At 68.9% G+C, this 24,380-nt stretch carries 21 protein-coding genes; 13 read left to right on the plus strand and 8 right to left on the minus strand.

The genetic code is table 11. The features are described 5' to 3' along the window. Positions 1-978 (minus strand): LacI family DNA-binding transcriptional regulator (locus AX685_RS18665; protein ID WP_156445930.1); only part of this gene is annotated, 978 nt, incomplete at its 3' end. Positions 979-1,076: 98 nt separating this feature from the next. Between AX685_RS18665 and AX685_RS22080 the strand changes: the two genes are divergently transcribed. Beyond that, a complete protein-coding gene (locus AX685_RS22080) occupies positions 1,077-1,253 on the plus strand; it encodes a hypothetical protein (protein WP_156445931.1) in 177 nt (58 codons plus the stop codon). Between the two features lie 16 nt (positions 1,254-1,269). On the opposite strand, the gene AX685_RS18670 is transcribed toward AX685_RS22080, so the two are convergent. Continuing rightward, positions 1,270-1,902 carry a TetR/AcrR family transcriptional regulator gene (locus tag AX685_RS18670; protein WP_082741088.1) on the minus strand — a complete coding sequence of 211 codons (633 nt, stop codon included), beginning with the start codon at positions 1,900-1,902 and terminating at the stop codon, positions 1,270-1,272. Positions 1,903-1,988: 86 nt separating this feature from the next. Here AX685_RS18670 and AX685_RS18675 point away from each other — a divergent pair, with 86 nt between their 5' ends. The 4 genes from AX685_RS18675 (at position 1,989) to AX685_RS18690 (ending at position 8,204) form a co-directional block, all read left to right on the plus strand. After that, positions 1,989-3,191 carry an efflux RND transporter periplasmic adaptor subunit gene (locus AX685_RS18675; protein ID WP_066491359.1) on the plus strand — a complete coding sequence of 401 codons (1,203 nt, stop codon included), beginning with the start codon at positions 1,989-1,991 and terminating at the stop codon, positions 3,189-3,191. A 6-nt stretch (positions 3,192-3,197) separates the two neighbouring features. Next, on the plus strand, positions 3,198-6,404 hold the full coding sequence (locus AX685_RS18680; protein ID WP_066491364.1) for an efflux RND transporter permease subunit: 3,207 nt from the start codon (positions 3,198-3,200) through the stop codon (positions 6,402-6,404). Beyond that, on the plus strand, positions 6,391-7,887 hold the full coding sequence (locus AX685_RS18685; RefSeq protein WP_066491442.1) for an efflux transporter outer membrane subunit: 1,497 nt from the start codon (positions 6,391-6,393) through the stop codon (positions 7,885-7,887). Before AX685_RS18680 ends, AX685_RS18685 begins: the two co-directional genes overlap by 14 nt. A 95-nt stretch (positions 7,888-7,982) precedes the next feature. Next, positions 7,983-8,204, plus strand: coding sequence for a hypothetical protein (locus tag AX685_RS18690; protein ID WP_231792299.1), 222 nt, complete (start codon positions 7,983-7,985; stop codon positions 8,202-8,204). Positions 8,205-8,486: 282 nt separating this feature from the next. Here the strand turns inward: AX685_RS18690 and AX685_RS18695 are convergent, their stop codons facing one another. After that, positions 8,487-9,806 (minus strand): MFS transporter, encoded by a 1,320-nt coding sequence (locus AX685_RS18695; protein WP_066491371.1) that lies wholly within the window; start codon positions 9,804-9,806, stop codon positions 8,487-8,489. Between the two features lie 127 nt (positions 9,807-9,933). Between AX685_RS18695 and cyoA the strand changes: the two genes are divergently transcribed. From cyoA to AX685_RS18730, 7 genes are read left to right on the plus strand one after another with little or no spacing between them, the layout of a single operon-like run. Beyond that, on the plus strand, positions 9,934-11,073 hold the full coding sequence (cyoA, locus tag AX685_RS18700) for a ubiquinol oxidase subunit II (protein ID WP_066491373.1): 1,140 nt from the start codon (positions 9,934-9,936) through the stop codon (positions 11,071-11,073). A 7-nt stretch (positions 11,074-11,080) separates the two neighbouring features. Continuing rightward, positions 11,081-13,081, plus strand: a complete 2,001-nt coding sequence (cyoB, locus tag AX685_RS18705; RefSeq protein WP_066491444.1) for a cytochrome o ubiquinol oxidase subunit I — start codon at positions 11,081-11,083, stop codon at positions 13,079-13,081. A 4-nt stretch (positions 13,082-13,085) separates the two neighbouring features. After that, a complete protein-coding gene (cyoC, locus tag AX685_RS18710) occupies positions 13,086-13,718 on the plus strand; it encodes a cytochrome o ubiquinol oxidase subunit III (RefSeq protein ID WP_066491375.1) in 633 nt (210 codons plus the stop codon). Beyond that, a complete protein-coding gene (gene cyoD / locus AX685_RS18715) occupies positions 13,715-14,140 on the plus strand; it encodes a cytochrome o ubiquinol oxidase subunit IV (RefSeq protein ID WP_066491378.1) in 426 nt (141 codons plus the stop codon). The genes cyoC and cyoD overlap by 4 nt, the downstream gene beginning before the upstream one ends. Continuing rightward, positions 14,140-14,844 (plus strand): SURF1 family protein, encoded by a 705-nt coding sequence (locus AX685_RS18720; protein ID WP_197418707.1) that lies wholly within the window; start codon positions 14,140-14,142, stop codon positions 14,842-14,844. Before cyoD ends, AX685_RS18720 begins: the two co-directional genes overlap by 1 nt. Then, positions 14,834-16,120 carry an ATP-binding protein gene (locus AX685_RS18725; protein WP_066491385.1) on the plus strand — a complete coding sequence of 429 codons (1,287 nt, stop codon included), beginning with the start codon at positions 14,834-14,836 and terminating at the stop codon, positions 16,118-16,120. The genes AX685_RS18720 and AX685_RS18725 overlap by 11 nt, the downstream gene beginning before the upstream one ends. Beyond that, on the plus strand, positions 16,117-16,659 hold the full coding sequence (locus AX685_RS18730) for a response regulator transcription factor (RefSeq protein ID WP_066491394.1): 543 nt from the start codon (positions 16,117-16,119) through the stop codon (positions 16,657-16,659). Before AX685_RS18725 ends, AX685_RS18730 begins: the two co-directional genes overlap by 4 nt. 176 nt (positions 16,660-16,835) lie before the next feature. Here AX685_RS18730 and AX685_RS18735 read toward each other — a convergent pair whose 3' ends face one another. Continuing rightward, entirely contained in the window at positions 16,836-18,110 is a 1,275-nt protein-coding gene (locus tag AX685_RS18735; RefSeq protein ID WP_066491397.1) for a cation:proton antiporter, read from the minus strand. Positions 18,111-18,266: 156 nt separating this feature from the next. Between AX685_RS18735 and AX685_RS18740 the strand changes: the two genes are divergently transcribed. Next, positions 18,267-18,731, plus strand: a complete 465-nt coding sequence (locus AX685_RS18740) for a PilZ domain-containing protein (RefSeq protein WP_156445932.1) — start codon at positions 18,267-18,269, stop codon at positions 18,729-18,731. On the opposite strand, the gene AX685_RS18745 is transcribed toward AX685_RS18740, so the two are convergent. From AX685_RS18745 to AX685_RS18760, 4 genes are read right to left on the minus strand one after another with little or no spacing between them, the layout of a single operon-like run. After that, complete coding sequence (locus AX685_RS18745; RefSeq protein WP_066491411.1) at positions 18,728-19,615, minus strand: DMT family transporter; 888 nt, start codon at positions 19,613-19,615, stop codon at positions 18,728-18,730. The genes AX685_RS18740 and AX685_RS18745 overlap by 4 nt on opposite strands. Positions 19,616-19,663: 48 nt before the next feature. Next, on the minus strand, positions 19,664-21,514 hold the full coding sequence (locus AX685_RS18750; RefSeq protein WP_066491412.1) for an acetyl/propionyl/methylcrotonyl-CoA carboxylase subunit alpha: 1,851 nt from the start codon (positions 21,512-21,514) through the stop codon (positions 19,664-19,666). A 4-nt stretch (positions 21,515-21,518) separates the two neighbouring features. Next, on the minus strand, positions 21,519-23,117 hold the full coding sequence (locus AX685_RS18755; RefSeq protein WP_066491447.1) for a carboxyl transferase domain-containing protein: 1,599 nt from the start codon (positions 23,115-23,117) through the stop codon (positions 21,519-21,521). Between the two features lie 40 nt (positions 23,118-23,157). Continuing rightward, complete coding sequence (locus AX685_RS18760; protein ID WP_066491413.1) at positions 23,158-24,312, minus strand: acyl-CoA dehydrogenase family protein; 1,155 nt, start codon at positions 24,310-24,312, stop codon at positions 23,158-23,160. Positions 24,313-24,380 lie beyond the last annotated feature (68 nt).

A 24,380-nucleotide genomic window follows, 5' to 3' on the forward strand; every position in this document is an offset into this window, starting at 1 on the left:
GTGGTCGAGCCGGCGATGCTCCGGCTCGCGATCCGGGGTCAGCAGCAGGTCGGCGGCGTTCCACGCCAGGTCGCGCACCGGCTGGCGCATCGTGGTGAGCGGCGGCCAGACATAGCCGGCCAGCGGATCGTCGCCGAACCCGGCCACCGACAGATCGCGCGGCAGCACCAGCCCACGACGATGCGCGGCGGTGAGCGCGCCGGCGGCCATGTCGTCCGATCCGGCGAAGATCGCGGTCGGCGGATCGGCGAGGTCGAGCAGCCGCTCGGCCGCGGCGGCGCCTGAGGGAAAATCGTAGCTGCCGCTTTCGATCAGCGCGGGGTCCGCCGTCACCCCCGCGTCCGCCAGCGCGGCGAGATAGCCGTCGCGGCGCTGCGCCGCGGTCGCGTAATCGGGGTGGCCGCCGATGTGCGCGATGCGGCGATGGCCGAGCGACAGGAGATGCGCGGTCATCTCCCGCGCGGCGCCGTGATTGTCGATCGACACCGCCGCGCTGTGCTCCGCCAAGAAACCCGGCGACACGCGCACCACCGGGATGCCGCGCCGCGCCAGCAGGTCGAGCACCGCCGCGTCGTCGCTGACGGGGGGTGTCAGGACGATCCCGTCCATCCGGCTGGTATCGACCAGCGCCTCGATCTGCTCCACCAGATGCGCGGAGGCGCGGTCATAGGGCTGGGCGATCATCCGCACGCCATCCGCCTCGCACCGGTCGCGGATGCCAGTCTGCATCGCATAGACGTAGCTGGGGCTGGGATTGTCGCACACCAGCGCGATCTGGAACGCGCGGCGCCCGGCCAGCGCGCGCGCGGCCAGATTGGGGCGGAAGTGCAGCGCCTCGACCGCCGCCTGCACGCGCGCGCGCGTCTCGGCCCCGACATAGCGTTCGTTGTTGAGCACGCGGCTGACGGTCTTGATCGAGACGCCGGCATGTTCGGATACGTGCTTGATCGTGGCGCGCAGGGGTTTGCCGTCGGTCATCGCCGGCTTCTGCCACGTCGCGGCGCCTGCCCGCAACCAGGGCGCCGCGCGTGCGTTGATGCGCAACCCCCGGTCCGGGGGCGGGAGATGAAGCGGACATGGGCGGTTATTCTAGCGACGCGACGGCCCACGACCGTGCCCGCGAACTGGAGCGCCGGGCCGAGATGGCGCCGACGTTCAGCGAGGCGCAGCTGCTGACCGCGCAGGCCGACTCGCTGCGCCGGTCGGCGGCGCGCCGCGGGCTGGGCGGGCTGGTGCCGCTGCTGCGCAACTGACGCCGGGCGGCCCGCGTCAGGCGGGCTGATCGATCAGCGCGTCGATCTCATTCGCGGCGATCTTCAGCAGCCGTTCCAGCACGTCGTCGTCGATCGCGCCGTCATGCGCCAGCCGGTGGTGAAAAATCCCGCCGGCAAGGATCAGGATCGTTTCGGCGACACAGTCGAACCGGCGCCCGTTCGCATGCGGCGCCAGGATGCGCAGCGCATCGACCAGCCGGTCGTGCAGCCGCGCCTCGAGCTGGCGGAAGATATCCGCGACTCGCACATTGCGTGCCGCCTCCGCCATGATCTCCGCGATCAGGGCCAGATCGGGGATGTCGCCGGACGCCACGAATCGGTCGACCCACGCGCGCAGCGCCGCCGGATCGTCGCAGGCGCAGGTTTCGTGGAGTTCGCCCTCGCGCAGATATTCGTCGAGGTCGCGTTCGACGATCGCGGCGACGATCGCCTCCTTGTTGGCGAAATCGCGGTAGATCTGGCCGACCAGCACACCCGACGCCTGCGAGATCGCGGCCATGCCAGTGGCGTGAAAGCCCTGTTCGGCAAAAAGTACGCGCGCCGCCTGAACCACTTTCTCCCGTCGTGCGTTGGCCTTTTCGCCTCTCTCGAGAGGCGCCGGGGGAGCATCCATGTCGGTGTGCGTCATTGCGTCTCTCTACTTGACGGCATGGTTTGTTCGCATTAGCAGCATTTGTGAGTGAGCGATCACTCACACTTTAGAACGAGAGTCGCATGACATACAAGGGGTGCGCGGTCGCCGCGCTGCTGTTCCTCCCGCTGGCCGCATGCGGGGGCGGAAAGGACGCTGCACAGCAGCAGCAACAGGCCCAGGCGGGTCCGCCGCAGGTCGGCGTCGTGACGGTGCAGCCGCAGTCGGTGACGCTGACGACGACGCTGCCCGGCCGGCTCACCGCCTATGAGACGTCGGAAGTGCGCCCGCAGGTCAGCGGCCTCATCACAGCGCGGCTGTTCCGCGAGGGCGATCAGGTGTCGAAGGGGCAGGCGCTCTACCGCATCGACCCGCAACCCTATGTGACGCAGGTCGCCAATGCCCGCGCCGCGCTGGCGCGCGCGCGCGCCGCGATCGCCTCCACCTCCGCGCTCCAGCGGCGCTATGGCGAGCTGGTCAAGATCAACGCCATCTCGCGACAGGATTACGACAACGCCCTGACGCAGGCGCAGCAGGCGCAGGCGGACGTCGCGGCGCAGTCCGCCGCGCTGCGCTCGGCCCAGATCGACCTGGCGCGCACCACCGTCCGCGCGCCGATTTCCGGGCGTATCGGGCGTTCGGTGGCGACCACTGGCGCGCTGGCGACCGCGGGGCAGGCCAATGCGCTGACCACGATCCAGCGGCTCGACCCGATCTATGTCGACGTGCCGCAATCGGCGGCCGACCTGCTCAAGCTGCGCCAGAAGATCGCCGCCGGCGACCTGTCGCGCGGCGGCGGCGCGGCGCGTGTCCGGCTGCGGCTGGACGACGGGTCGGTCTATCCGATCGAGGGGACGTTGCAGTTCGCCGACGTCAGCGTCGACCCCGCGACCGGCACGCAGACGATCCGCGCGCTGTTCCCCAATCCGCGCGCGCTGCTGCTGCCGGGTATGTACGTCCGCGCCGAGCTGGTCGAGGGGACGCAGGCCAATGCGATGCTGGTCCCGCAACGCGCGGTCAGCCGCGACGAGAAGGGTAATGCGGTCGCGATGATCGTCGGCCCCGACGGCAAGGTGCAGCCGCGCCCGCTGACGACCTCGCGCACGATCGGCGACGACTGGCTGGTGACCGGTGGGCTGAAGCCGGGCGACAAGGTGATCGTGGAAGGCGGCATGATGCTGCGCCCCGGCATGCCGGTGAAGGCGGTGCCGTATAATCCCAACGCCGCCCCTGCCCAGGGGCAGGGCCAGCCCGCCCAGGGCCAGCCCGCGGCGCAAGCGAAGTAACGCCCCATGTCACGCTTTTTCATCGATCGGCCCATCTTCGCATGGGTCATCGCGATCGTGCTCATGCTGGCGGGCGCGATCGCGATCCGCAGCCTGCCGATCGCGCAATTCCCGGAAATCGCGCCGCCCGCGGTGACGATCAACGCCATGTATCCGGGCGCCGATGCCGAAACGCTGGAACGCACGACCACGCAGGTGATCGAGCAGCAGCTGCGCGGGATCGACAACCTGCGCTATTTCTCGTCCTCGTCCTCGTCCTCGGGGACGCTGACGATCACGCTGACGTTCGAACAGGGCACCGACCCGGACATCGCGCAGGTCCAGGTGCAGAACAAGCTGCAGGCCGCCACCCCGCTGCTGCCGCAGGAAGTACAGCGCCAGGGGCTGCAGGTCGCCAAGTCGGCCGCGAACTTCTTGGTCATCGTCGGCATCTATTCCGACGACAATTCGCATAACGCCAACGACCTGGCCGACATGATCGTGTCGAAGTTCCAGGACCCGATCAGCCGCGTCAACGGCGTGGGCGAAATTCAGGTGTTCGGCGCGCAATATGCGATGCGCATCTGGGTCGATCCGCTCAAGCTCAACAGCTACCAGCTGACGATCGCGGACGTTTCCGCCGCGGTGCAGGCGCAGAACGCGCAGGTTTCCGCCGGCCAGATCGGCGGCGAACCATCGCCCAAGGAGCAGGAGCTGAACGCGACCGTTTCGGTCCAGTCGCGGCTCCAGACGCCCGAGCAGTTCGGCAACATCCGGCTGAAGACCGATGCCGGCGGTGCCGTCGTGCGACTGCGCGATGTCGCGCGGGTCGAACTGGGCGCCGAGAATTACGGCTTCGACACCAAGTACAACGGCAAATATGCCGCCGGCTTCGGCGTGAAGATGGCGTCGGGCGCCAACGCCCTTGCCACTGTGGAGGCGGTGAAGGCGCAGGCCGAGCAGATCGCCAGGACGCTGCCGTCCGACGTCAAGCTGGTCTATCCCTACGACACCACGCCGTTCGTGCGCCTGTCGGTGGAACAGGTGATCCACACGCTGGTCGAGGCGGTGGTGCTGGTCTTCCTCGTCATGTTCCTGTTCCTGCAGAACTGGCGCGCGACGTTGATCCCGACGATCGCGGTGCCGGTGGTGCTGCTGGGCACGTTCGCGATCATGGCGGTGGCCGGGTACAGCATCAACACGCTGACGCTGTTCGGCATGGTGCTGGCGATTGGCCTGCTGGTCGACGACGCGATCGTCGTGGTGGAGAATGTCGAGCGGCTGATCGTCACCGAACACCTCAGTCCGAGGGAAGCGGCGCGAAAGTCGATGGACGAGATCAGCAGCGCGCTGATCGGCATCGGCCTGGTGCTGTCCGCGGTGTTCCTGCCGATGGCGTTCTTCGGCGGATCGACCGGCGTCATCTATCGCCAGTTCTCGATCACGATCGTGTCGGCGATGGTCCTGTCGGTCGCGGTCGCGCTGATCCTGACCCCGGCGCTGTGCGCGACGATCCTGAAGCCGCACGATCCGGACAAGGGGCAGGGCAACGGGCCGGTCGCGCGGTTCTTCCGCTGGTTCAACGAGAAGTTCGACAACGGCCAGCGCCACTACGAGCGCGGCGTGCGGCGTTCCGCGCGCAGCTGGAAGCGGTCGATGCTGGTGTACCTGCTGATCGTCGCGGGCGTCGCGCTGCTGTTCGTGCGACTGCCGTCGGGCTTCCTGCCCGATGAGGACCAGGGCACCGTCATCGCGCTGGTGCAGGGGCCGTCGGGGGCGACCAGCGGACGCACCGACAAGGGGCTGGATCTGGTGCGCAACCACTTCCTGGGCGCGGAAAAGGCCAATGTCGCGGGCGTGTTCACGATCAACGGCTTCAGCTTCGCCGGGCAGGGGCAGAACACCGGGCTGGCGTTCATCAACCTGAAGCCGTGGGAGGACCGCTCCGGCGCCGAGAACAAGGCGCAGACGATCGCCGGGCGCGCGATGGGGGCGTTCAGTCAGTACAAGGACGGGATGATCTTCGCGCTGGTCCCGCCCGCGGTGCAGGAACTGGGCAATGCCACCGGCTTCGACCTCCAGCTGGTCGACACCGGCGGGATCGGGCACGAGCGGCTGACCCAGGCGCGCAACATGATGCTGGGCATGGCGATGCAGGACAAGTCGCTGGCGCAGGTGCGCCCGCTGAGCCTGGAGGATGCCCCGCAGCTGAAGGTCAATGTCGACGAGGACAAGGCGCGCGCGCTGGGGCTGGATCTCAGCCAGGTCAACTCGACCATCTCGACGGCCTGGGGCGGCGCCTACGTCAACGACTTCATCGACCGCGGGCGCGTGAAGCGCGTCTATGTGCAGGCCGATACGCCCTATCGCCTGCGACCGGAGGACATCGGGTCGTTCTTCGTCCGCGGCGCGGACGGGCAGATGGTGCCCTATACCGCGTTCACCACCCTGTCCTGGGCCAACGCGCCGGTCGCGCTGACCCGCTACAATGGCCAGCCGGCGATGCAGCTGCAAGGCTCGCCCGCGCCGGGCCAGAGCACGGGTGCGGCGATGAAGGCGATGGAGGCGATCCATGCGAAGCTGCCGCCGGGCACGACGCTGGAATGGACCGGCCTGTCGTATGAAGAGAAACTGTCGGGCGGGCAGGCACCGGCGCTCTACGCCCTGTCGCTGCTGATCGTGTTCCTGTGCCTGGCGGCGCTGTACGAAAGCTGGTCGGTGCCGATCTCGGTGCTGCTGGTGGTGCCGCTGGGCGTGGCGGGTGCGTTGCTGGCGGCGTGGCTGACCGGGCTGAACAACGACATCTATCTGCAGGTCGGCCTGATCACCACAATCGGCGTGGCGGCGAAGAACGCGATCCTGATCGTCGAATTCGCCGAGGAGCGGATTGCCGAGGGGATGAAGCCGTTCGACGCCGCGGTGGAGGCAGCAAAGCTTCGGCTTCGCCCGATCCTGATGACCTCGCTCGCCTTCGTGTTCGGCGTGCTGCCGCTGGCGGTATCGACCGGCGCGGGCGCGGGCGGACAGAATGCGATCGGCCGGTCGGTGGTGGGCGGGATGCTCTCCGCGACGGTGCTGGGCATCTTCCTGGTGCCGGTGTTCTTCGTCGTCGTGCTGCGCCTGTTCGGGCAGGGGCACGAGGCGAAGCGCGACGACGACGATAACAGGCGCGATGCGGATGGTGACGCCGATCCGCATGGCGACGACCCCCGACCGGCTCATGAAGGAGCCTGATGTGACGAGCCGTATTTCCTTCGTGGCGCTGCTGGCGCTGGGCACCGCGCTGGCGGGCTGCAACCTGGCGCCGAAGTATCAGCGCCCCGACGGCGCGGTCCCTGCCGCGCTGCCGCAGGGCGGGGTCTATCCGCGCGCGGCGACCGACGCTCCCGACGTGACGCAGATCGGCTGGCGCGATTTCTTCCTGGACCCGAGGCTCCAGGGGGTGATCGAGCTGGGGCTGGCGAACAACCGCGATCTTCGCATCGCGGCGGCCAATGTGTTGCAGGCGCGCGCGCAATATCGCGTCCAGCGTGCCGATCTGGTCCCCAACACCTCGATCTCCGGCTCGGCGACGTTCACCAACAACCTGTTCGGCGCGACCGGCGGTGCAGGGGCGGGCGCCGGTGCGGGAGCTGGAGCGGGTGCCGGAGCAGGGGCCGGGGGCGCGGCGGTCGGGACCGGATCGTCGAACATCGAATTCTATTCGGTGAACGCCGGTTTTTCCGCGTTCGAGCTGGATCTGTTCGGGCGGGTGCGCAACCTGAACCGTGCGGCGCTGGAAAGCTATTTCGCGTCCGAGGAGGCGCAGCGCGCGACTCGCATCAGCCTGATCGCGGAGATCGCGACCGCGTGGCTGACGCTGGCGTCGGACCAGGAGCAGCTGCAGCTGTCGCGTGATACGCTGAAGGCGTTCGAGGAGACGCAGCGACTGACCCAGGCGCAATTCCGCGTCGGCGTCGCGTCCGAGCTGGAGGCGCGGCAGGCGGAAACCAATTACCAGTCGGCGCGCAACGATATCGCCGCGCTCCGGACGCGCATCGCGCAGGACCAGAATGCGCTCAACCTGCTGGTCGGCACCACCGTGCCCGCCGAGCAGTTGCCGAGCGGGCTGGGCGATCGCCCGCTGACCCGCGACGCGCTGCCCGGCGACGTGTCGTCCGAGGTGCTGCTGCGCCGTCCCGACGTCCTCCAGGCCGAGCATCAGCTGATCGCGCAGAACGCCAATATCGGCGCGGCGCGCGCGGCGTTCTTCCCGCGCATCTCGCTGACCGCGACGGTCGGGACGATCTCGACCGCGCTGTCCGGCCTGTTCGGCGGGGGATCGTTCACCTACACCGGCGCGCCGTCGCTGGCGCTGCCGCTGTTCGACGGCGGGCGCAATGCCGCGAACCTGGATTATGCCAAGGCGTCGCAGCAGGCAGCGGTCGCCAGTTACGAAAAGGCGATCCAGACCGCGTTCCGCGAAGTGTCCGACGCGCTCGCGACTCGCGGCACGATCGGCGAGCAGGTGGCGGCGCAGGCCGCGCGCGCCAATGCCGCCGGCGTGACGTCGCGGCTGTCGGAAGCGCGCTACCGTGCCGGGGTCGATTCGTTCCTCGTCTCGCTGGATGCGCAGCGTACCGCCTATGCCGCGCGGCAACAGCTGGTGACGACGCGCCTCGCGCAGGCGAGCAACCTGGTGGAGCTGTACCGGCGGCTCGGCGGGGGACTTAACTGATCCATATTGCGTGACGGATCGTTTGGCGTACACTCTCGTTCGCAAAATGAGAGGATGAGCCGATGATGCCGCAAGAGCGCAACGGTGACGAGACGATGGTGATCCTGCAGACATTGCTCTGCATGATGCGGGAAAAGAACCTGCTGTCTCGTGCCGATATCGAGGAGCTGTGCAGCCGGGTGGCGATGCGCGCCGCCCAGGCGGAGCGTGATCCGATTCCCTGCTGTGCGCAGGCGGCGACCGCCGCGGCGAACGAAATGGCGAAGATCGGCGACTACATCGGCAAGCATTACGGCGGGAAGCACCGCCGCATCTGAGCGGGCGCCGGCGTGCAGCACGCCGCGTCCGTCATATCGCAATGTCATGCCGGACTTGATCCGGCATCCCCTGCGTCGCGTGCCCCCAAACCGTTCAAGTCGCGCCGACGTGGACCATGGATCACCGTCAGGCTGACGCCTCTCCGATGAGGAGCGTCGCCAGCCCTTCGAATCCGCTTCGGCGGACGCAGCCGTCTTTCACCCCTCTCCCAACCCGCGCTTGAGGAAACGCGCCGCAGCGATGCGGCGCCTTTCCTGCTTCCGGCCGCCGGGCGGCGCGCCTCAGTCGAGCCGGCGCGCCAGTTCCACGTTCAGCCCCAGCGCGATCAGCGTGCCGAGCGCGCCCGACAGCAGGTACGCCCCCGCCGCGACCAGCCCGAACGCCTCGGTCAGCGCCAGCGCCGCCAGCGGGGCGAAGCCCGCGCCGAACAGCCACGCCAGATCCGACGTCAGCGCCGCCCCGGTATAGCGCGCGCGCTTCGGAAAATTGTTGGTGACCGCGCCCGACGACTGGCCGAACGAAAGGCCCAGCAGGATGAAGCCCATCACCATGAACAGCACCTCGCCCGCGCTGCCCGCGCCCAGCAGCTGCGGCGCGAAGCCGCTGAACACCGCGATTCCGGCGGCGGTATAGCCCAGCACGCTGCGCCGCCCGATCCGGTCCGCCAGCATTCCCGACAGCACGATCGCGCCGATCCCGACGAACCCGCCGGCCATCTCGATCAGCAGGAAGCGGGTGATATCCTCCTGCGTGTACAGCGCGACCCACGACAGCGGGAACACCGTGACCATGTGGAACAGCGCGAAGCTGGCCAGCGGGGCGAAGGCGCCAATGATGATGTTGCGCCACTGCGCCTTGATCGTCGCGGTGACGCGCGATGGCGTCAGTTCGCGGCTCTTGAACGATTCCTCATATTCCGGCGTCACGACGATGCGCAGCCGCGCGAACAGCGCCACGACGTTGAGCGCGAAGGCGACGAAGAACGGATAGCGCCAGCCCCACGACAGGAAATCCTCGCTCGGCAGCAGCGACACGAACGCGAACAGCCCCGACGCCACGATCAGCCCCAGCGGCGCGCCCAGCTGCGGCACCATCGCCCACCAGCCGCGATGCTTTTCGGGCGCGTTGATCGCCAGCAACGAGGGCAGGCCGTCCCACGCGCCGCCTAGCGCGATCCCCTGGCCGATGCGGAACAGCGCCAGCAGCACCGCCGCCAGCCCGCCGATCGTGGCATAGGTGGGCAGGAACGACACCAGCACCGTCGACGTGCCCAGCAGGAACAGCGCGATCGTCAGCTTCGTGCCGCGGCCGTAGCGCCGGTCGATCTTCATGAAGATCTGCGTCCCCACCGGCCGCGCGATGAACGCCAGCGGGAACAGCGCGAACGACCACAAGGTCCCGGTGATCCGGTCGAGATAGGGGAAGACGACCGCCGGGAAGACGAGTACCGAGGCGATCGCATAGACGAAGAAGTCGAAGAATTCCGACGTGCGCCCGATGATGACCCCGATCGCGATGTCGGCGGGGCGGACGTGCGGGTCGCCGTCCGTGTGGAGCGCACGGGCGTCGCGTTCGAGCGATGCGGAGGTCGAGGTGGTCATAGGGCGCTGGCCATGGAAAGGGTTCCGATCGGACGTATTGAACCGCGCAATAGCGTAGCGCGTTCAACGATGGGATGGGACAAAATGTCCTATTCCGCTGCACCGCACAAAAGTCTAGGCGCGCCGCATGATCTTCCGTGTTTCCCATCGCGCCAGGATTCGCGGCGCGCTGCTGGCCGGGGCGCTGACCACGCTCGGCGGATGCAACACCGTGGTGATGAATCCGGCGGGCGACGTCGCGCGCCAGCAATCGTCGCTGATCGTCTGGTCGACGGTGCTGATGCTGCTCATCATCGTCCCGGTAATGATCCTGACGGTGCTGTTCGCCTGGCGCTATCGCGAGGGAAACAAGGATGCGCCCTACGAGCCGGACTGGGACCATTCGACCCAGCTGGAACTGGTGATCTGGTCGGCACCGCTGCTGATCATCATCGCGCTGGGCGCGCTGACCTGGGTCAGCACCCACCTGCTCGACCCCTATCGCCCGCTCGCGCCCGGTTCGAAGGCCGCGCCCGGCAAGACCACCGCCCCCGCCGCCGCCGCCCCGGCGCCGCTGGTGGTGGAGGTGGTGTCGCTCGACTGGAAATGGCTGTTCATCTATCCCGAACAGGGGGTGGCGACGGTCAATGAACTGGTCGTGCCGGTCGACCGCCCGGTGCGGTTCCAGATGACGTCGTCGAGCGTGATGAACACGCTGTGGATCCCCGCGATGGCGGGCATGATCTATACCATGCCGGGCATGGAGACGGTGCTGCACGGCGTCCTGAACGAGCGCGGGAAATTCCAGGGCCAGTCCGCCAATTACAGCGGCGCGGGCTTTTCGGGGATGCATTTCTGGACCCATTCGGTCAGCCCGTCGCGGTTCGACCAATGGGTGGCGGGCGTGAAGCGCCAGCCGCGCCGGCTGGACGCGGGCACCTATCTGCAACTGGAGCGGCCGAGCGAGAACGTCCGCCCGATCGGTTTCGGCGCGGTCGACCCAGCACTGTTCCGCCGCATCGTCGCGATGTGCGTGAAGCCGGGGACGCCGTGCATGCAGGGCATGTCGCATGGCGGCCCGGCGGTGAACGACCGCGCGCCGCGCGCCGGCGAGGCGGAAGGCGCGCTGACCCGCGAGCCGGGCGAGAAGGGCGAAAGCCCGCACCTCAGCGCGCCGCACGGCCCGGCGCATGGCCAGGGCGACCCCGGCGACGCCAGCAACCGCAACATGACGCAGCTCGATCATTTTCCCGCGCGCCCGCGCGCCGATGCCCGCCAGCGGGCCTGAGGACACCATGTCGGACGACCTCATCAAGACGATCTTCGGGCGGCTGACGCTCGACAGCTTCCCGATCCACGAACCGATCCTGGTCGGCACCTTCGCGGTCGTCGCGCTGGGCGGCATCGCGCTGCTGGGGGCGCTCACCTATTTCAAGCTGTGGCGCTACCTGTGGACCGAATGGTTCACCAGCGTGGACCACAAGAAGATCGGCATCATGTACATCGTACTGGCGCTGGTCATGCTGTTGCGCGGCTTCGCCGACGCGATCATGATGCGCCTGCAACAGGCGCTCGCCTTCAACGGCAGCGAAGGCTATCTGAACGCGCACCACTACGATCAGGTGTTCACCGCCCACGGCGTCATCATGATCTTCTTCGTGGCGATGCCGTTCGTCACCGGGCTGATGAACTATGTCGTCCCGCTGCAGATCGGCGCGCGCGACGTCAGCTTCCCGTTCCTCAACAATTTCAGCTTCTGGATGACCGTCGCGGGCGCGGTGACGGTGATGGCCAGCCTGTTCGTCGGCGAATTCGCGCGCACCGGCTGGCTGGCGATGGCGCCGCTGTCGGGGCTGGATTATTCGCCTGACGTCGGGGTCGATTACTATATCTGGGCCTTGCAGATCGCGGGCGTCGGCACCTTGCTGTCGGGCGTCAACCTGATCGCGACGATCGTGAAGATGCGCGCGCCGGGGATGGGCCTGATGAAGATGCCGATCTTCACCTGGTCCGCGCTGGTCACCAACGTGCTGATCGTCGCCGCCTTCCCTGTGCTGACCGCGGTACTGGCGATGCTGAGCCTCGATCGCTACGTCGGCACCAATTTCTTCACGAACACCGGCGGGGGCAACCCGATGATGTACGTGAACATGATCTGGATCTGGGGTCACCCGGAGGTGTACATCCTGATCCTGCCGGCGTTCGGCGTCTTTTCCGAGGTCGTCTCGACCTTCTCGGGCAAGCGGCTGTTCGGCTATACCTCGATGGTCTATGCGCTGATCGTCATCTGCATCCTGTCGTACCTGGTGTGGCTGCACCATTTCTTCACGATGGGATCGGGCGCCAGCGTCAACAGCTTCTTCGGCATCACCACGATGATCATCTCGATCCCCACGGGCGCGAAGATCTTCAACTGGCTGTTCACGATGTACCGCGGGCGCATCCGCTTCGAGCTGCCGATGATGTGGTCGGTCGCGTTCATGCTGACGTTCGTGATCGGCGGGATGACCGGCGTGATGCTGGCGGTGCCGCCGGCCGACTTCCAGTTCCACAACTCGCTGTTCCTGGTGGCGCATTTCCACAACGTCATCATCGGCGGCGTGCTGTTCGGGATGTTCGCGGGCGTCAATTACTGGTGGCCCAAGGCGTTCGGGTTCAAACTGGACAAGTTCTGGGGCACGATCAGCTTCTGGTGCTGGGTGGTCGGCTTCTGGGTCGCGTTCACGCCGCTCTACATCCTGGGCCTGATGGGCGTCACCCGCCGGCTGCGCGTGTTCGACGACCCCAGCCTGCACATCTGGTTCATCATCGCCGGCATCGGCGCGGCGATCATCGCCGCCGGGATCGGCGCGATGCTGATGCAATTCTACGTCAGCATCCGCGACCGCGAGAAGCTGCGCGACGTCACGGGCGACCCGTGGAACGCGCGCACGCTGGAATGGGCGACGTCCTCGCCCCCGCCGGCCTATAATTTCGCGTTCACCCCGGTGATCCACGATCTGGACGCTTGGCACGACATGAAGGCGAAGAAGGCCGCGCGCCCGACCGAAGGGTTCCGCGCGATCCACATGCCGAAGAATACCGGCGCGGGGGTGATCCTGGCCGGGCTGGCGCTGGTCTTCGGCCTGGCGATGATCTGGTACATCTGGTGGCTGGCGGCGGTGGCGTTCGTCGCGCTGCTGGCGGTCGCGATCGGGCATACGTTCAACTACGACCGCGATTTCCACATCCCGGTCGAGGACGTGATCGCGTCCGAGGACATTCGCACCCGCCAGCTCCAGACCGCGGAAGTATAAGACGATGGCGACCACCACCCCCACCGCCGCGGCCGGCGAGCCGCCGGCCTATTACGAGCTGGACGAGCATCCGCACCCGCCGGGCGGCAGCACGATGCTGGGCTTCTGGCTGTACCTGATGAGCGACTGCCTCATCTTCGCGATGCTGTTCGCGGCCTATGGCGTGTACGGCGGCAGCCTGGCGGGCGGGCCCGGCCCGCGCGAGCTGTTCGACCTGCCGCTGGTCGCGATCAACACCACGATGCTGCTGCTGTCGTCGATCACCTATGGCTTCGCGATGATCGCCACGGACGAGAAGCGCCAGTCGGCGGTCCTCGGCTGGCTGGGGGTGACCGCGCTGTTCGGCCTCGCCTTCCTCGCGATCGAGCTGTACGAATTCAGCCATCTGATCCACGAAGGGGCCGGGCCGCAGCGGTCGGCGTTCCTGTCCGCGTTCTTCACGCTTGTCGGCACGCACGGGCTGCACGTCACCTTCGGCCTGATCTGGCTGGCGGTGCTGGTGGTGCAGGTAATGCGCCGTGGGCTGATCGCCGATAACGTCCGCCGGCTGCAATGCCTGTCGATGTTCTGGCACTTCCTCGACGTCGTCTGGATCGGCGTCTTCACCTTCGTCTATCTGCTGGGAGTGCTGCGGTGAGCACGCACGACAATCCGCCCGTCCACAGCCATGAACATGGGCATGACCACGGCCATGGCCATCACGCGCACGACGATCATGGCGGCGCGGCGCACGGCACGCGCAAGGGCTATTGGACCGGCTTCATCCTGTCGGTGCTGCTGACCGCGCCGGCGTTCGCGCTGGTGATGACCGGGGTGATCGCCGACGCGCGGATCACCGCCGGGATCGTCACCGCGCTGGCGGCGGTGCAGATCGTCGTCCACATGGTCTACTTCCTGCACATGAACAGCAAGTCGGAGAACGGCTGGACGCTGCTGGCGCTGATCTTCACCGTCATCATCGTGGTGATCGCGATCGCCGGGTCGCTGTGGGTGATGTACAACATGAACGTGAACATGATGCCCGGCATGCATATGGAGATGACGAGCGGCGGCATGTGATGCGCGCGCGCATTCCGCTGGGGCTGGGCGCGCTGCTGGCGGCGGCGCTGCTCGCCGCGCTGGGGGTGTGGCAGGTCGAGCGGCGCGCGTGGAAGCTGGCGCTGATCGCGCGCGTCGATGCGCGGCTGGCGGCGGAGCCGGTGCCTGCGCCGGGGCCGGAGCGCTGGAGCGCGATCGGTGCGGACGATGCCTATACCCGCGTCACGGTGCGGGGCCGCTGGCTGCCGGTACGCCCCGCCTATGTGCAGGCGGTGACCGATCTGGGACCGGGCTTCTGGGTGGTCGCGCCGGTCGACACGGGCACCGGCATCGTCATGGTCAACCGCGGATTCGTCCCCGCAGCGCAGCGCGGCCGCGAGCGCGCGGCGAGCGGCGCCGCTTCGGTCGCCGGGCTGCTGCGCGTCAGCGAACCGGGCGGCGGCTTCCTGCGCCGCAACGATCCCGCAGGCGACCGCTGGTATTCGCGCGACGTCGCGGCGATCGCGCGCGCGCGCGGGCTGTCGCGCCCGGTCGCCCCCTATTTCGTCGATGCCGACGCCGGCCCGCAGGGGGGCGGGCCGGACGGCTGGCCACGTGGCGGGTTGACGGTGGTGCGATTCCGCAACAGCCATCTGACCTATGCGGTCACCTGGTTCACGCTGAGCGCAATGATGGCGTATTTCGCCTGGCGGATCATCCGCGCCGGACCAGCGCGTGACGACTGAGCGCGTCGCGGAGGCGCCGCCGGTCGACGAGACGCGGCGCCGCAACGTCCGGCTGCTGTCGGTGCTGCGCTGGCTGGCGGTCGGCGGGCAGCTGGCGACGATCCTGACCGTCCATTTCGTGATCGGCGTGCAGCTGCCGCTCGTCCCGATGCTGGCGGCGCTGGCGGCGCTGGTCGCGCTCAACATTGCGGTGCTGGCATGGGAGCGGATCGGCGAGGACCAGCTGTTCGCCATGCTGCTGGTCGACGTCACCTGCCTGACGATCCAGCTGTACCTGAGCGGCGGGGTCGGCAATCCGTTCGTGACACTGTACCTGCTCCAGGTGGTGCTGGCCGCGGTGCTGCTGCCGCCGTGGTCCAGCTGGGCGATGGTGGCGATCACCAGCGCGCTGTTCGCCTGGCTCGGCTGGGCCGCGCCGCCCTTCGCGCTGCCGGCGGGCTGGGGATCGACGCTGTCGGTCCCCTATGTCGTGGTCAGCTGGTTCAACTTCACGCTCGCCGCGATGCTGCTGGTGCAGTTCGTGACGCAGATCGTGCGCAACCTGTCCGAACGCGATGCGCGGCTGGCGGCACTGCGCCAGCGCGCGGCGGAGGAGGAGCATATCGTGCGCATGGGCCTGCTGGCCAGCGGGGCGGCGCACGAACTGGGCACGCCGCTCGCCTCGATCGCGGTGATGCTGGGCGACTGGCGCGGCGAACCGGCGATCGCGCGCGATCCCGCGCTGCTCGCCGACCTCGACGACATGCGCGCCGAGGTGATGCGCTGCAAGAACATCCTGTCGGGAATCCTGCTGGCGTCGGGCGAGGTGCGCGGGAATGCGCCGGCGCGCACGACGGTGCGCACCTTCCTGTCCGGGATCGTCGCCGACTGGCGCGGCAACGGCGCGGCGCAGGCCGAATACGACCACCTGATGAGCGGCGACCCGCGGATCGTCGCGGACAAGGCGCTGGCGCAGACGATCACCAACCTGCTCGACAATGCCGCGGAAGCGGGGGCGACCGCGATCCGGCTGTGCGCGGCGATCGACGGCGACCGGCTGGTGCTGGCGGTGCGCGACGACGGCGCGGGGTTCGACCCCGCTATTCTCGACGGGATCGGCAAACCCTATCTCAGCACCAAGGACCGGCGCGGCGCCGGGCTGGGGCTGTTCCTGGCCACCAATGTCCTGCGCACGCTTGGCGGCACGGTTTCGGCACGCAACCGCCCGTCCGGCGGCAGCGAAGTGACACTGGTGCTGCCGCTGGCGTCGCTGGCGATCGGGGAGGACGGCGGATGAGCGACGGCAACGCGCAGCGGCGGCTGCTCATCATCGAGGACGATGCGATGTTCGCGCGCACGCTGGCGCGCTCGTTCGAGCGGCGCGGCTATCGCGTTACCGCCATCGCCGGCCCGGCCGAGCTGGAGGCGGCGGTGGTCGCGCTGCGCCCCGACCATGCGGTGGTCGACCTGCGACTCGGCAACGCCTCCGGCCTGACCTGTGTGGAGCGGCTGCACGCGATCGACCCGGCGATGCGGATCGTCGTGCTGACCGGCTTCGCCAGCATCGCCACCGCGGTGGAGGCGGTGAAGCTGGGCGCGACCAACTATCTGTCGAAGCCCGCCAATTCCGACGATATCGAGGCCGCGTTCGAGGCATCGGGCACCGGTGACGCCAGCGTCGAGCTGGACGCCGCGCCCACGTCGCTGCGCACGCTGGAATGGGAACATATCCACCAGACGCTGGCGGACTGCGGCTTCAACGTGTCGGAAGCGGCGCGCCGGCTGGGGATGCACCGCCGCACGCTGGCCCGCAAGCTGGGCAAGCGGCACCTGTAGCATCGGAGCGTCGCCCCAGCGCAGACTCTCGTCGCCCCAGCGTAGACGCCTGTCGTCCCGGCCTGGACTCACGTTGCCCCAGCGAAGGCTGGGCCTTTTGCGGCTCCTGTTTCCCTCTTTACCGGGAGATCCCAGCCTTCGCTGGGATGACGATCGGTCGGGAAGGCGCCCTCGCGTCAGGTGCGCGCGCCGTCCAGCGCCGCTAGGTCGCCGCGCGCGCGGGCGCGGCGGCCATAGGCGAGTTCGAACAGCGGCGAGGCGATCAGTGTCGTGAGGATCGCCATCATCACCAGGATGGCGAACAGCGCCGGGCCAATGATCCCGCGTTGCAACCCGATGTTGATGATGATGAGCTCCATCAGCCCGCGCGCGTTCATCAGCGCGCCGATGCCCAATGCGGTCGCATTGTCCTGTCCGGTCAGCCGCGCCGCCGCCCAGCATGCGCCACCCTTCGCCAGCACCGATGCGGCGAAGATCGCCAGCGCCACCGCCAGCAGCGCCGGATCGGCGATCAGCGCCAGCTGCGTGTTGAGGCCGGAGAAGGTAAAGAACACCGGCAGCAGCAGCAGCACCGTCACCGGCTCCAGCTGCTGGCGCAACCCGTCGGCGAAGGCACCGCGCGGCATCACCACGCCCAGCAGGAAGCCGCCGAACACCGCATGCATCCCCACCGCGTCCATCGCGAAGGCGGCAAGCAGGAACAGCATCAGCGCGACGCCCAGGTCGCCGTGCGACACGCGCCCGGTCCGCGCGGCGCGCCGGCCGAGCGGCGCCAGCAACCGCGGGCCGAGACCCAGCACGACCACCGCGAACACGATCGCGCCGCCGATCGCCTTCACCGCCACCGCCGGCCCGTCGCCGAACGTCGCCAGCACGATCGCCAGCACCGTCCAGGCGCCCGCATCATCGATCGCCCCCGATGACAGCGACAGCGTACCCAGCGGCGTGTCCGACAGCCCGCGTTCGTGGATGATCCGCGCCAGCATCGGGAAGGCGGTGATCGCGATGCACGCGCCCAGGAACAGCGTCGCCTGCACCGGCGTCACCTGCGCGCTGAACAGGCTGGCCACGGTGCGCAGCCACGGCGCGATCGCGGCGGCGACCAGGAACGGTGCGACCATCCCCGACAGCGACACCGCCGCGGCGCTGCGCGCGCTCGCCCGGAAATGATCGGCGCGAAAGCCCAGCCCGACGATGAACATGTACAGGCCGACGCCCAGCTGCGCGATCGCGTAGAGTAGTCCGCGCATTTCGCGCGGGAACAGCCATTCCTGCACGCCCGGCGCCAGCAGCCCGAGCAGCGACGGACCGAGCACGACGCCCGCGATCATCTCCCCCACCACCTGCGGCTGTCCCAGCAGCCGGCGCGCGAGCCAGCCGACGCCGCGCGCGGCCGCGACGATCGCGAACAATTGCAGGAAGAACAGCACGCTCATCTGCGCCGGCGCCATGCGATCTTCCCCTGCTTCCCGCTTCGCCGTCCGCCCCCGCGACCGGTGGCGGCCGCCCTAGTGGTTTGCGGGCGACGGCTCAAGCGGCTGTTTACGTGGCCATAACCCCTGGGGCGTTACGCCGCCTTTCATGACGCGGCGAACCGGGGAATGAATGTGACGACGCTGGTGGCGACGCTGTACTGTCATGAAGCGCGCGGCGGCGCGCGCCATGCGGTGGCGCTGGGGGGGACGCTTCGCGACCCGGTGCGCGCGCCGCACGACGTGCTGGTCAGCGAGGTATCGGCGACCGGTTTCCGCATCCCCGCGACGGTTGCGCTGGCGCCGGGCGATTCGATCACCCTGGGGCTGGCCGGCATCGGCGCGCGCGCGGCGCGGGTCGTGCGCGAGGATGCCGGCGGCCAATATGGCTGCGCCTTCGTCAGCCCGCTGGACGACGCGGAACTGGCCGCGCTGCTCGCCCCGCCCGCCGACCCCGTGGTGCCTTGGCCAACCCCCGCGCCGCCCGCGGAAACCTCGATCGGCGACGGCGTGCAGGGGACGCGCGCGCTGCTGCTGACGATCGCGGCATGCCTGGCGGGGTGGATCGCGACGATCTGGGCCGCGTTCCGGCTGTTCTAGGGCCGCTCGCTCATCACCAGCACTTCGGTGGCGCGCTTGCGGCGCAGCGCGACGATCAGCACCCCGCCCAGCGCCAGCGCCGCCCCCGCGATCATCCGCACGTCGAGGTGATCGCCGGTCAGCGCGACGCCGAACGCCATGGTGGACAGCGGCGTCATCAGCGTCAGCGGCGCGATCAGGTTCGCTTCGTAGCGGGCGATCAGCCCGTAATAAGCGGTGTGTGCGAACACCGACACCAGCAGCGCGGCGAACAGCAGCGCGGCGACGAACGGCCAGCCCGCCGCGACCGAACTGCTCCACTGGCCCGTTTCGAACGCCGCCGACGCCAGCGCCAGCGGCGCGCACGAGGTGAGGCCGACCCACGCCTGGAACCGCAGCGGCGGCACGTCGGTCATCTGCTTCATCAGGATCGCGCCCAGCGACCCGGCAAAGGCGCAGGCGACGATGTAGAGCAGCCCGCCCGAGATCGCGATACCGCCCGGCCGCCACACCACCAGCAGCACCCCCGCCAGCGTCAGCGCGATCCCCAGCCCGCGCCGCCAGTGGATGCGTTCGTTCAGGATCACCACCGACAGCAATGTCGTGAACGGCACGCCGATCTGCACCACCACGGCGGCGGCGGAGGGGGAGGCGGTCTGCAACCCCAGGAACAGCAGCGCGAAATTGCCGCCGCCCATCAACAGCCCGATCGCGACGATCCGCCATGCCGGGCGCGGCATCGGCAACAGCCAGTGCGCGGTCGCGGCGACCACGATCGCGAAGCGCGCCGCGGCGAAGAACAGCGGCGGCACCTGCCAGTCGCTGACCACGATCTTGCTGACGACGTTGCTGAACCCCCAGATGAGGCACACCGCCACCAGCAACAGGAAATCGCGCACCCGCATGCCGCTGCCTTGGGCGGGCGGCGGCGGTAACGCAAGCGTCGGCGCGGGTCAGTCGGCGTCGATCCGCGCCAGCAACGCCCCCTCGGTCACCTGCGCGCCGGTGGTGGCGTGGAGCGCCGCCAGCGTGCCATCGAACGGCGCGGTCAGCGCATGCTCCATCTTCATCGCTTCCAGCACCAGCAGCTTCTGCCCGCGCACGACTCGCGCGCCAGTCTCCACCTCGACCGCGATCACGCGCCCCGGCATCGGCGCCAGGATCGCCCCATCGGCCGCGCCGCCGGCCGCACCGCCCGCGGCGCGGAACGGCGCCAGCGCCCAGGTCTGCCCGCCTTCGGAGATCAGGATGCTGGTATCGACCGCTTCGTCCGCGACGGGCGCATCGCCGAAGTCGATCGCGATCGGCTGCCCGTCGAGCAGGAACGTGCCGGCCCGGCGCGGCGCGGCGTTGAGGCGGAAGCCGGGCAGGAAGGCGGGGCCGGTCAGCTCCGCCGCGGCGGCGACCAGCGCTTCCTCGCTCGGCTCGGCGGGCGGCATCAGCGCATCGCCAGCGCGCGCGATCAGCCCGGTGTCCATCGCCCCGGCGACGAAATCGGGATGGTCCAGCGCCTCCACCAGGAAGCCGGCGTTGCTGCGCACCGGCCACACGATCGCCTCGTCCAGCGCATCGGCCAGCCGCGCGCGCGCTTCCTCGCGCGTGTCGCCATGCGCGATCAGCTTGGCGATCATCGGGTCGTACCAGGGCGAGATGACGCTGCCCTGTTCCACCCCGGTATCGACGCGCACGCCGGTGTCCGCGGGATCGCCCAGGTCGAACGCCTCCAGCGTGCCGATCGACGGCAGGAAGCCCTTCGCCGGATCCTCGGCATACAGCCGCGCCTCGATCGCATGGCCGTGGATCGACAGGTCGTCCTGCGTGACCGGCAGCGCCTCGCCCGCCGCGACGCGCAACTGCCATTCGACCAGATCGACCCCGGTGATCGCCTCGGTCACCGGATGCTCCACCTGCAACCGCGTGTTCATCTCCATGAACCAGATGCGGTCGGCCGACAGGCCGTCGCTGGCGTCGGCGATGAACTCGATCGTTCCCGCGCCGACGTAATCGACTGCGCGCGCGGCGCGCACCGCGGCGTCGCACACCGCCGCGCGCGTCGCCTCGTCCATGCCGGGGGCGGGCGCCTCCTCGATCACCTTCTGGTGACGGCGCTGGAGCGAACAGTCGCGCTCGAACAGGTGGACGACGTTGCCGTGGCGGTCGCCGAACACCTGCACCTCGATATGGCGGGGCGACAGGATGTACTTTTCGATCAGCACGCGATCGTCGCCGAACGCGGCAGCCGCCTCGCGGCGGCAAGAAGCGAGCGCATCGGCGAAGGCGGCGGCCTCATCGACCTGCCGCATCCCCTTGCCGCCGCCGCCGGCCACCGCCTTGATGAGCACCGGATAGCCGATCGCGTCCGCTTCGGCCGCCAGCCGCCCAGGCGACTGGTCCTCGCCCAGATAGCCGGGGGTGACGGGCACGCCGGCGGCGATCATCCGCGCCTTGGCCGCGTCCTTCAGCCCCATCGCGCGGATGCTGTCGGGGTTCGGGCCGACCCAGATCAGCCCGGCGTCGATGACGGCCTGCGCGAAGTCGGCATTTTCGCTGAGGAAGCCGTAGCCGGGGTGGATCGCCTGCGCACCCGTCTCGCGCGCGGCGGCCAGGATGCGTTCGGGCAGCAGATAGCTGTCGCGCGCCGGCGCCGGGCCGATCGCCACCGCCTCGTCCGCCTCGCGCAAATGCAGCGCGGCGGCGTCGGCCTCGGAATGGACCGCGACGGTGCGGATGCCCATCGCACGCGCGGTGCGGATGATACGGCAGGCGATCTCGCCGCGGTTGGCAATGAGCAGGGTGTGGATCATCGCGTTACATCCGAAAAATGCCGAAGCGCGGCGCGTCGGGGATCGGGGCGTTCGTCGCGACGCGCAGCGCCATGCCCAGGACGTCGCGGGTCTGCGCCGGGTCGATCACGCCGTCGTCCCACAGTCGCGCGGTCGCGTGATAGGGGTTGCCCTCCTCCTCATATTTTGCGCGGACCGGCGCCTTGAAGGTTTCGGCTTCCTCCGGCGTCCAGCGGTCGGCGTCGCGGTGGACGGTGGCGAGCACGCTGGCGGCCTGTTCCCCGCCCATCACGCTGATCCGCGCATTGGGCCAGGTGAACAGGAAGCGCGGGGAATAGGCGCGCCCGCACATGCCGTAATTGCCCGCGCCGAAACTGCCGCCGATCAGCACCGTCAGCTTCGGGACGGAGGCGGTGGCGACCGCGGTGACCAGCTTGGCGCCGTGCTTGGCGATCCCCTCCGCCTCATATTTCCCGCCGACCATGAAGCCGGAGATGTTCTGGAGGAACAGCAACGGCACGCGCCGCTGGCACGCCAGTTCGATGAAATGCGCGCCCTTCTGCGCGCTTTCGCTGAACAGCACGCCGTTGTTGGCGAGGATCGCGACCGGCTGGCCGTGAATCGCCGCGAAGCCGCAGACCAGCGACGCGCCGTACAGCGCCTTGAATTCGTGGAAGCGGCTGCCGTCGACCAGCCGCGCGATCACCTCATGCACGTCATAGGGCGCGCGCACGTCCTGCGGCACGATGCCGTACAGGTCGTCGGCGGGCAGCAGCGGCGCCGCGCCCTCCGGCAGCACGCCGTCCGACAGGCCGGGGGGCAGGGTGGCGACGATGTCGCGCACGATCGTCAGCGCATGTTCGTCGTCCTGCGCGACGTGATCGACCACGCCCGAACGGCGCCCGTGGGTTTCCGCGCCGCCCAGTTCCTCGGCGGAAATGACCTCGCCCGTAGCCGCCTTCACCAGCGGCGGGCCGGCGAGGAAGATCGTGCCCTGTTCGCGCACGATCACGGTTTCGTCGGACATGGCGGGGACATAGGCGCCGCCCGCGGTGCAGCTGCCCATCACGCAGGCGATCTGCGGGATGCCCAGCGCCGACATGTTCGCCTGGTTGAAGAAGATGCGGCCGAAATGGTCGCGGTCCGGGAATACCTCCGCCTGGTGCGGCAGGTTGGCACCGCCCGAATCGACCAGATAGATGCATGGCAGGCGGTTTTCCTGCGCGATCTCCTGCGCGCGCAGATGCTTCTTCACGGTCAGCGGATAATAGGTGCCGCCCTTCACCGTGGCATCGTTGCACACGATCATCACCAGCCGCCCGCTCACAGTACCGACGCCTGCGATCATCCCTGCGCCGGGTACCTCGTCATCGTAGAGGCCATTCGCCGCCAGCTGCCCGATCTCCAAGAAGGCGGTGCCGGGATCGAGCAGCCGTTCGACGCGCTCGCGCGGCAGCAGCTTGCCGCGCGCGACATGCCGCTCGCGGCTCTTCGCGTTGCCGCCCAGCGCGGCGGCGGCAACACGCTCGCGCAGGTCGGCGGCCAGCGCGCGGTTGTGCGCGTCATTGGCGCGGAACGTCGCGTCGTCGCGCGACAGCGCGGTGGTGAGGGTGGGGGCGGTTATCACATCCTCCCCTTGCCGGGGAGGATAGGCGTCGTCGTCGTCATGCCGCCGCTCCGATCAGTTCGCGCCCGATCAGCATCCGGCGGATCTCGTTCGTCCCCGCGCCGATATCCAGCAGCTTGGCGTCGCGCAGATAGCGTTCGACCGGCCAGTCCTTGGTATAGCCGGCACCGCCCAGCGCCTGCACCGCCTCGCCCGCGACGCGAAAGGCGTTTTCACTGGCGTAGAGGATCGCGCCGGCCGCATCGAAGCGCGTCGTGCGGCCGGCGTCGCACGCCTGCGCCACCGCATAGACATAGGCGCGCGCCGAATTGAGCGCGACGTACATGTCGGCGACCTTGGCCTGCATCAGCTGGAAATGGCCGATCGGCACGCCGAACTGCTGGCGTTCGCGCACATAGGGCAGGACGGTGTCGAGGCACGCCTGCATGATCCCCAGCTGGATGCCCGCCAGCACGGTGCGCTCGTAATCCAGCCCGCTCATCAGCACGCCGACCCCGCCGTTCTCAGGCCCCATCACGTTGGCGGCCGGCACCTCGCAATCGGCGAACACCAGTTCCGCGGTGGGGCTGCCGCGCATCCCCATCTTGTCGATCTTCTGCCCGATCGAAAAGCCCGGCATGTCCTTTTCGATCAGGAACGTCGTCAGCCCGCGGCTGCCCTCCCCGGTGCGGGCATAGACGACCAGTACATCGGCATAAGGCGCGTTGGTGATCCAGAACTTCGTGCCGTTCAGCACCCAGCCGGCATCGGTCCGCTGCGCCTTCAGCTTCATCGACACCACGTCGGAGCCGGCCGACGCCTCCGACATCGCCAGGCTGCCGACATGCGCGCCGCTGATCAGGCGGGGGAGGTACTTGGCCTTCTGCTCAGGGCTGGCCCAGCGGCGGATCTGGTTGACGCACAGGTTGGAATGCGCGCCATAGCTGAGCCCGATCGACGCGGAGGCGCGCGCGACCTCCTCCTGCGCGACGACATGTTCGAGATAGCCCAGGCCCAGCCCGCCGTCGGCTTCCTCCACGGTGATGCCGTGGAGCCCCAGTTCGCCCATCTCCGGCCACAATTCGTCGCGCGGGAACCAGTCCTGCGCGTCGATCCGCGCCGCCAGCGGGGCGATCCGCTCCTCGGCGAAGCGGCGCGTGGTGTCGCGGATCATCTGCGCGTTCTCGCCCAGCGCGAAATCGAGGCCGTTCATGCGTCTCTCCTTTGGGGGCATCCTATCGGCGGCGCGCGCGACAGTAAAATTGCCGCGACACGCGCCAA

The organism is Sphingomonas sp. CCH9-F2 (assembly GCF_001556735.1).
Taxonomy (GTDB): domain Bacteria; phylum Pseudomonadota; class Alphaproteobacteria; order Sphingomonadales; family Sphingomonadaceae; genus Sphingomonas; species Sphingomonas ginsenosidimutans.

Bases quoted from the DNA above. Each gene is read 5' to 3' on its own strand.
- AX685_RS18680 (WP_066491364.1), top strand. From the start codon at position 3,198: ATGTCACGCTTTTTCATCGATCGGCCCATCTTCGCATGGGTCATCGCG.
- AX685_RS18735 (WP_066491397.1), bottom strand. From the start codon at position 18,110: ATGGCGCCGGCGCAGATGAGCGTGCTGTTCTTCCTGCAATTGTTCGCG.
- cyoA (WP_066491373.1), top strand. From the start codon at position 9,934: ATGATCTTCCGTGTTTCCCATCGCGCCAGGATTCGCGGCGCGCTGCTG.
- AX685_RS18730 (WP_066491394.1), top strand. From the start codon at position 16,117: ATGAGCGACGGCAACGCGCAGCGGCGGCTGCTCATCATCGAGGACGAT.
- AX685_RS18760 (WP_066491413.1), bottom strand. From the start codon at position 24,312: ATGAACGGCCTCGATTTCGCGCTGGGCGAGAACGCGCAGATGATCCGC.
- AX685_RS18745 (WP_066491411.1), bottom strand. From the start codon at position 19,615: ATGCGGGTGCGCGATTTCCTGTTGCTGGTGGCGGTGTGCCTCATCTGG.
- cyoB (WP_066491444.1), top strand. From the start codon at position 11,081: ATGTCGGACGACCTCATCAAGACGATCTTCGGGCGGCTGACGCTCGAC.
- AX685_RS18690 (WP_231792299.1), top strand. From the start codon at position 7,983: ATGGTGATCCTGCAGACATTGCTCTGCATGATGCGGGAAAAGAACCTG.
- AX685_RS18695 (WP_066491371.1), bottom strand. From the start codon at position 9,806: ATGACCACCTCGACCTCCGCATCGCTCGAACGCGACGCCCGTGCGCTC.
- AX685_RS18720 (WP_197418707.1), top strand. From the start codon at position 14,140: ATGCGCGCGCGCATTCCGCTGGGGCTGGGCGCGCTGCTGGCGGCGGCG.
- AX685_RS18675 (WP_066491359.1), top strand. From the start codon at position 1,989: ATGACATACAAGGGGTGCGCGGTCGCCGCGCTGCTGTTCCTCCCGCTG.
- AX685_RS18750 (WP_066491412.1), bottom strand. From the start codon at position 21,514: ATGATCCACACCCTGCTCATTGCCAACCGCGGCGAGATCGCCTGCCGT.
- AX685_RS18685 (WP_066491442.1), top strand. From the start codon at position 6,391: ATGAAGGAGCCTGATGTGACGAGCCGTATTTCCTTCGTGGCGCTGCTG.
- cyoC (WP_066491375.1), top strand. From the start codon at position 13,086: ATGGCGACCACCACCCCCACCGCCGCGGCCGGCGAGCCGCCGGCCTAT.
- AX685_RS18670 (WP_082741088.1), bottom strand. From the start codon at position 1,902: ATGACGCACACCGACATGGATGCTCCCCCGGCGCCTCTCGAGAGAGGC.
- AX685_RS22080 (WP_156445931.1), top strand. From the start codon at position 1,077: ATGGGCGGTTATTCTAGCGACGCGACGGCCCACGACCGTGCCCGCGAA.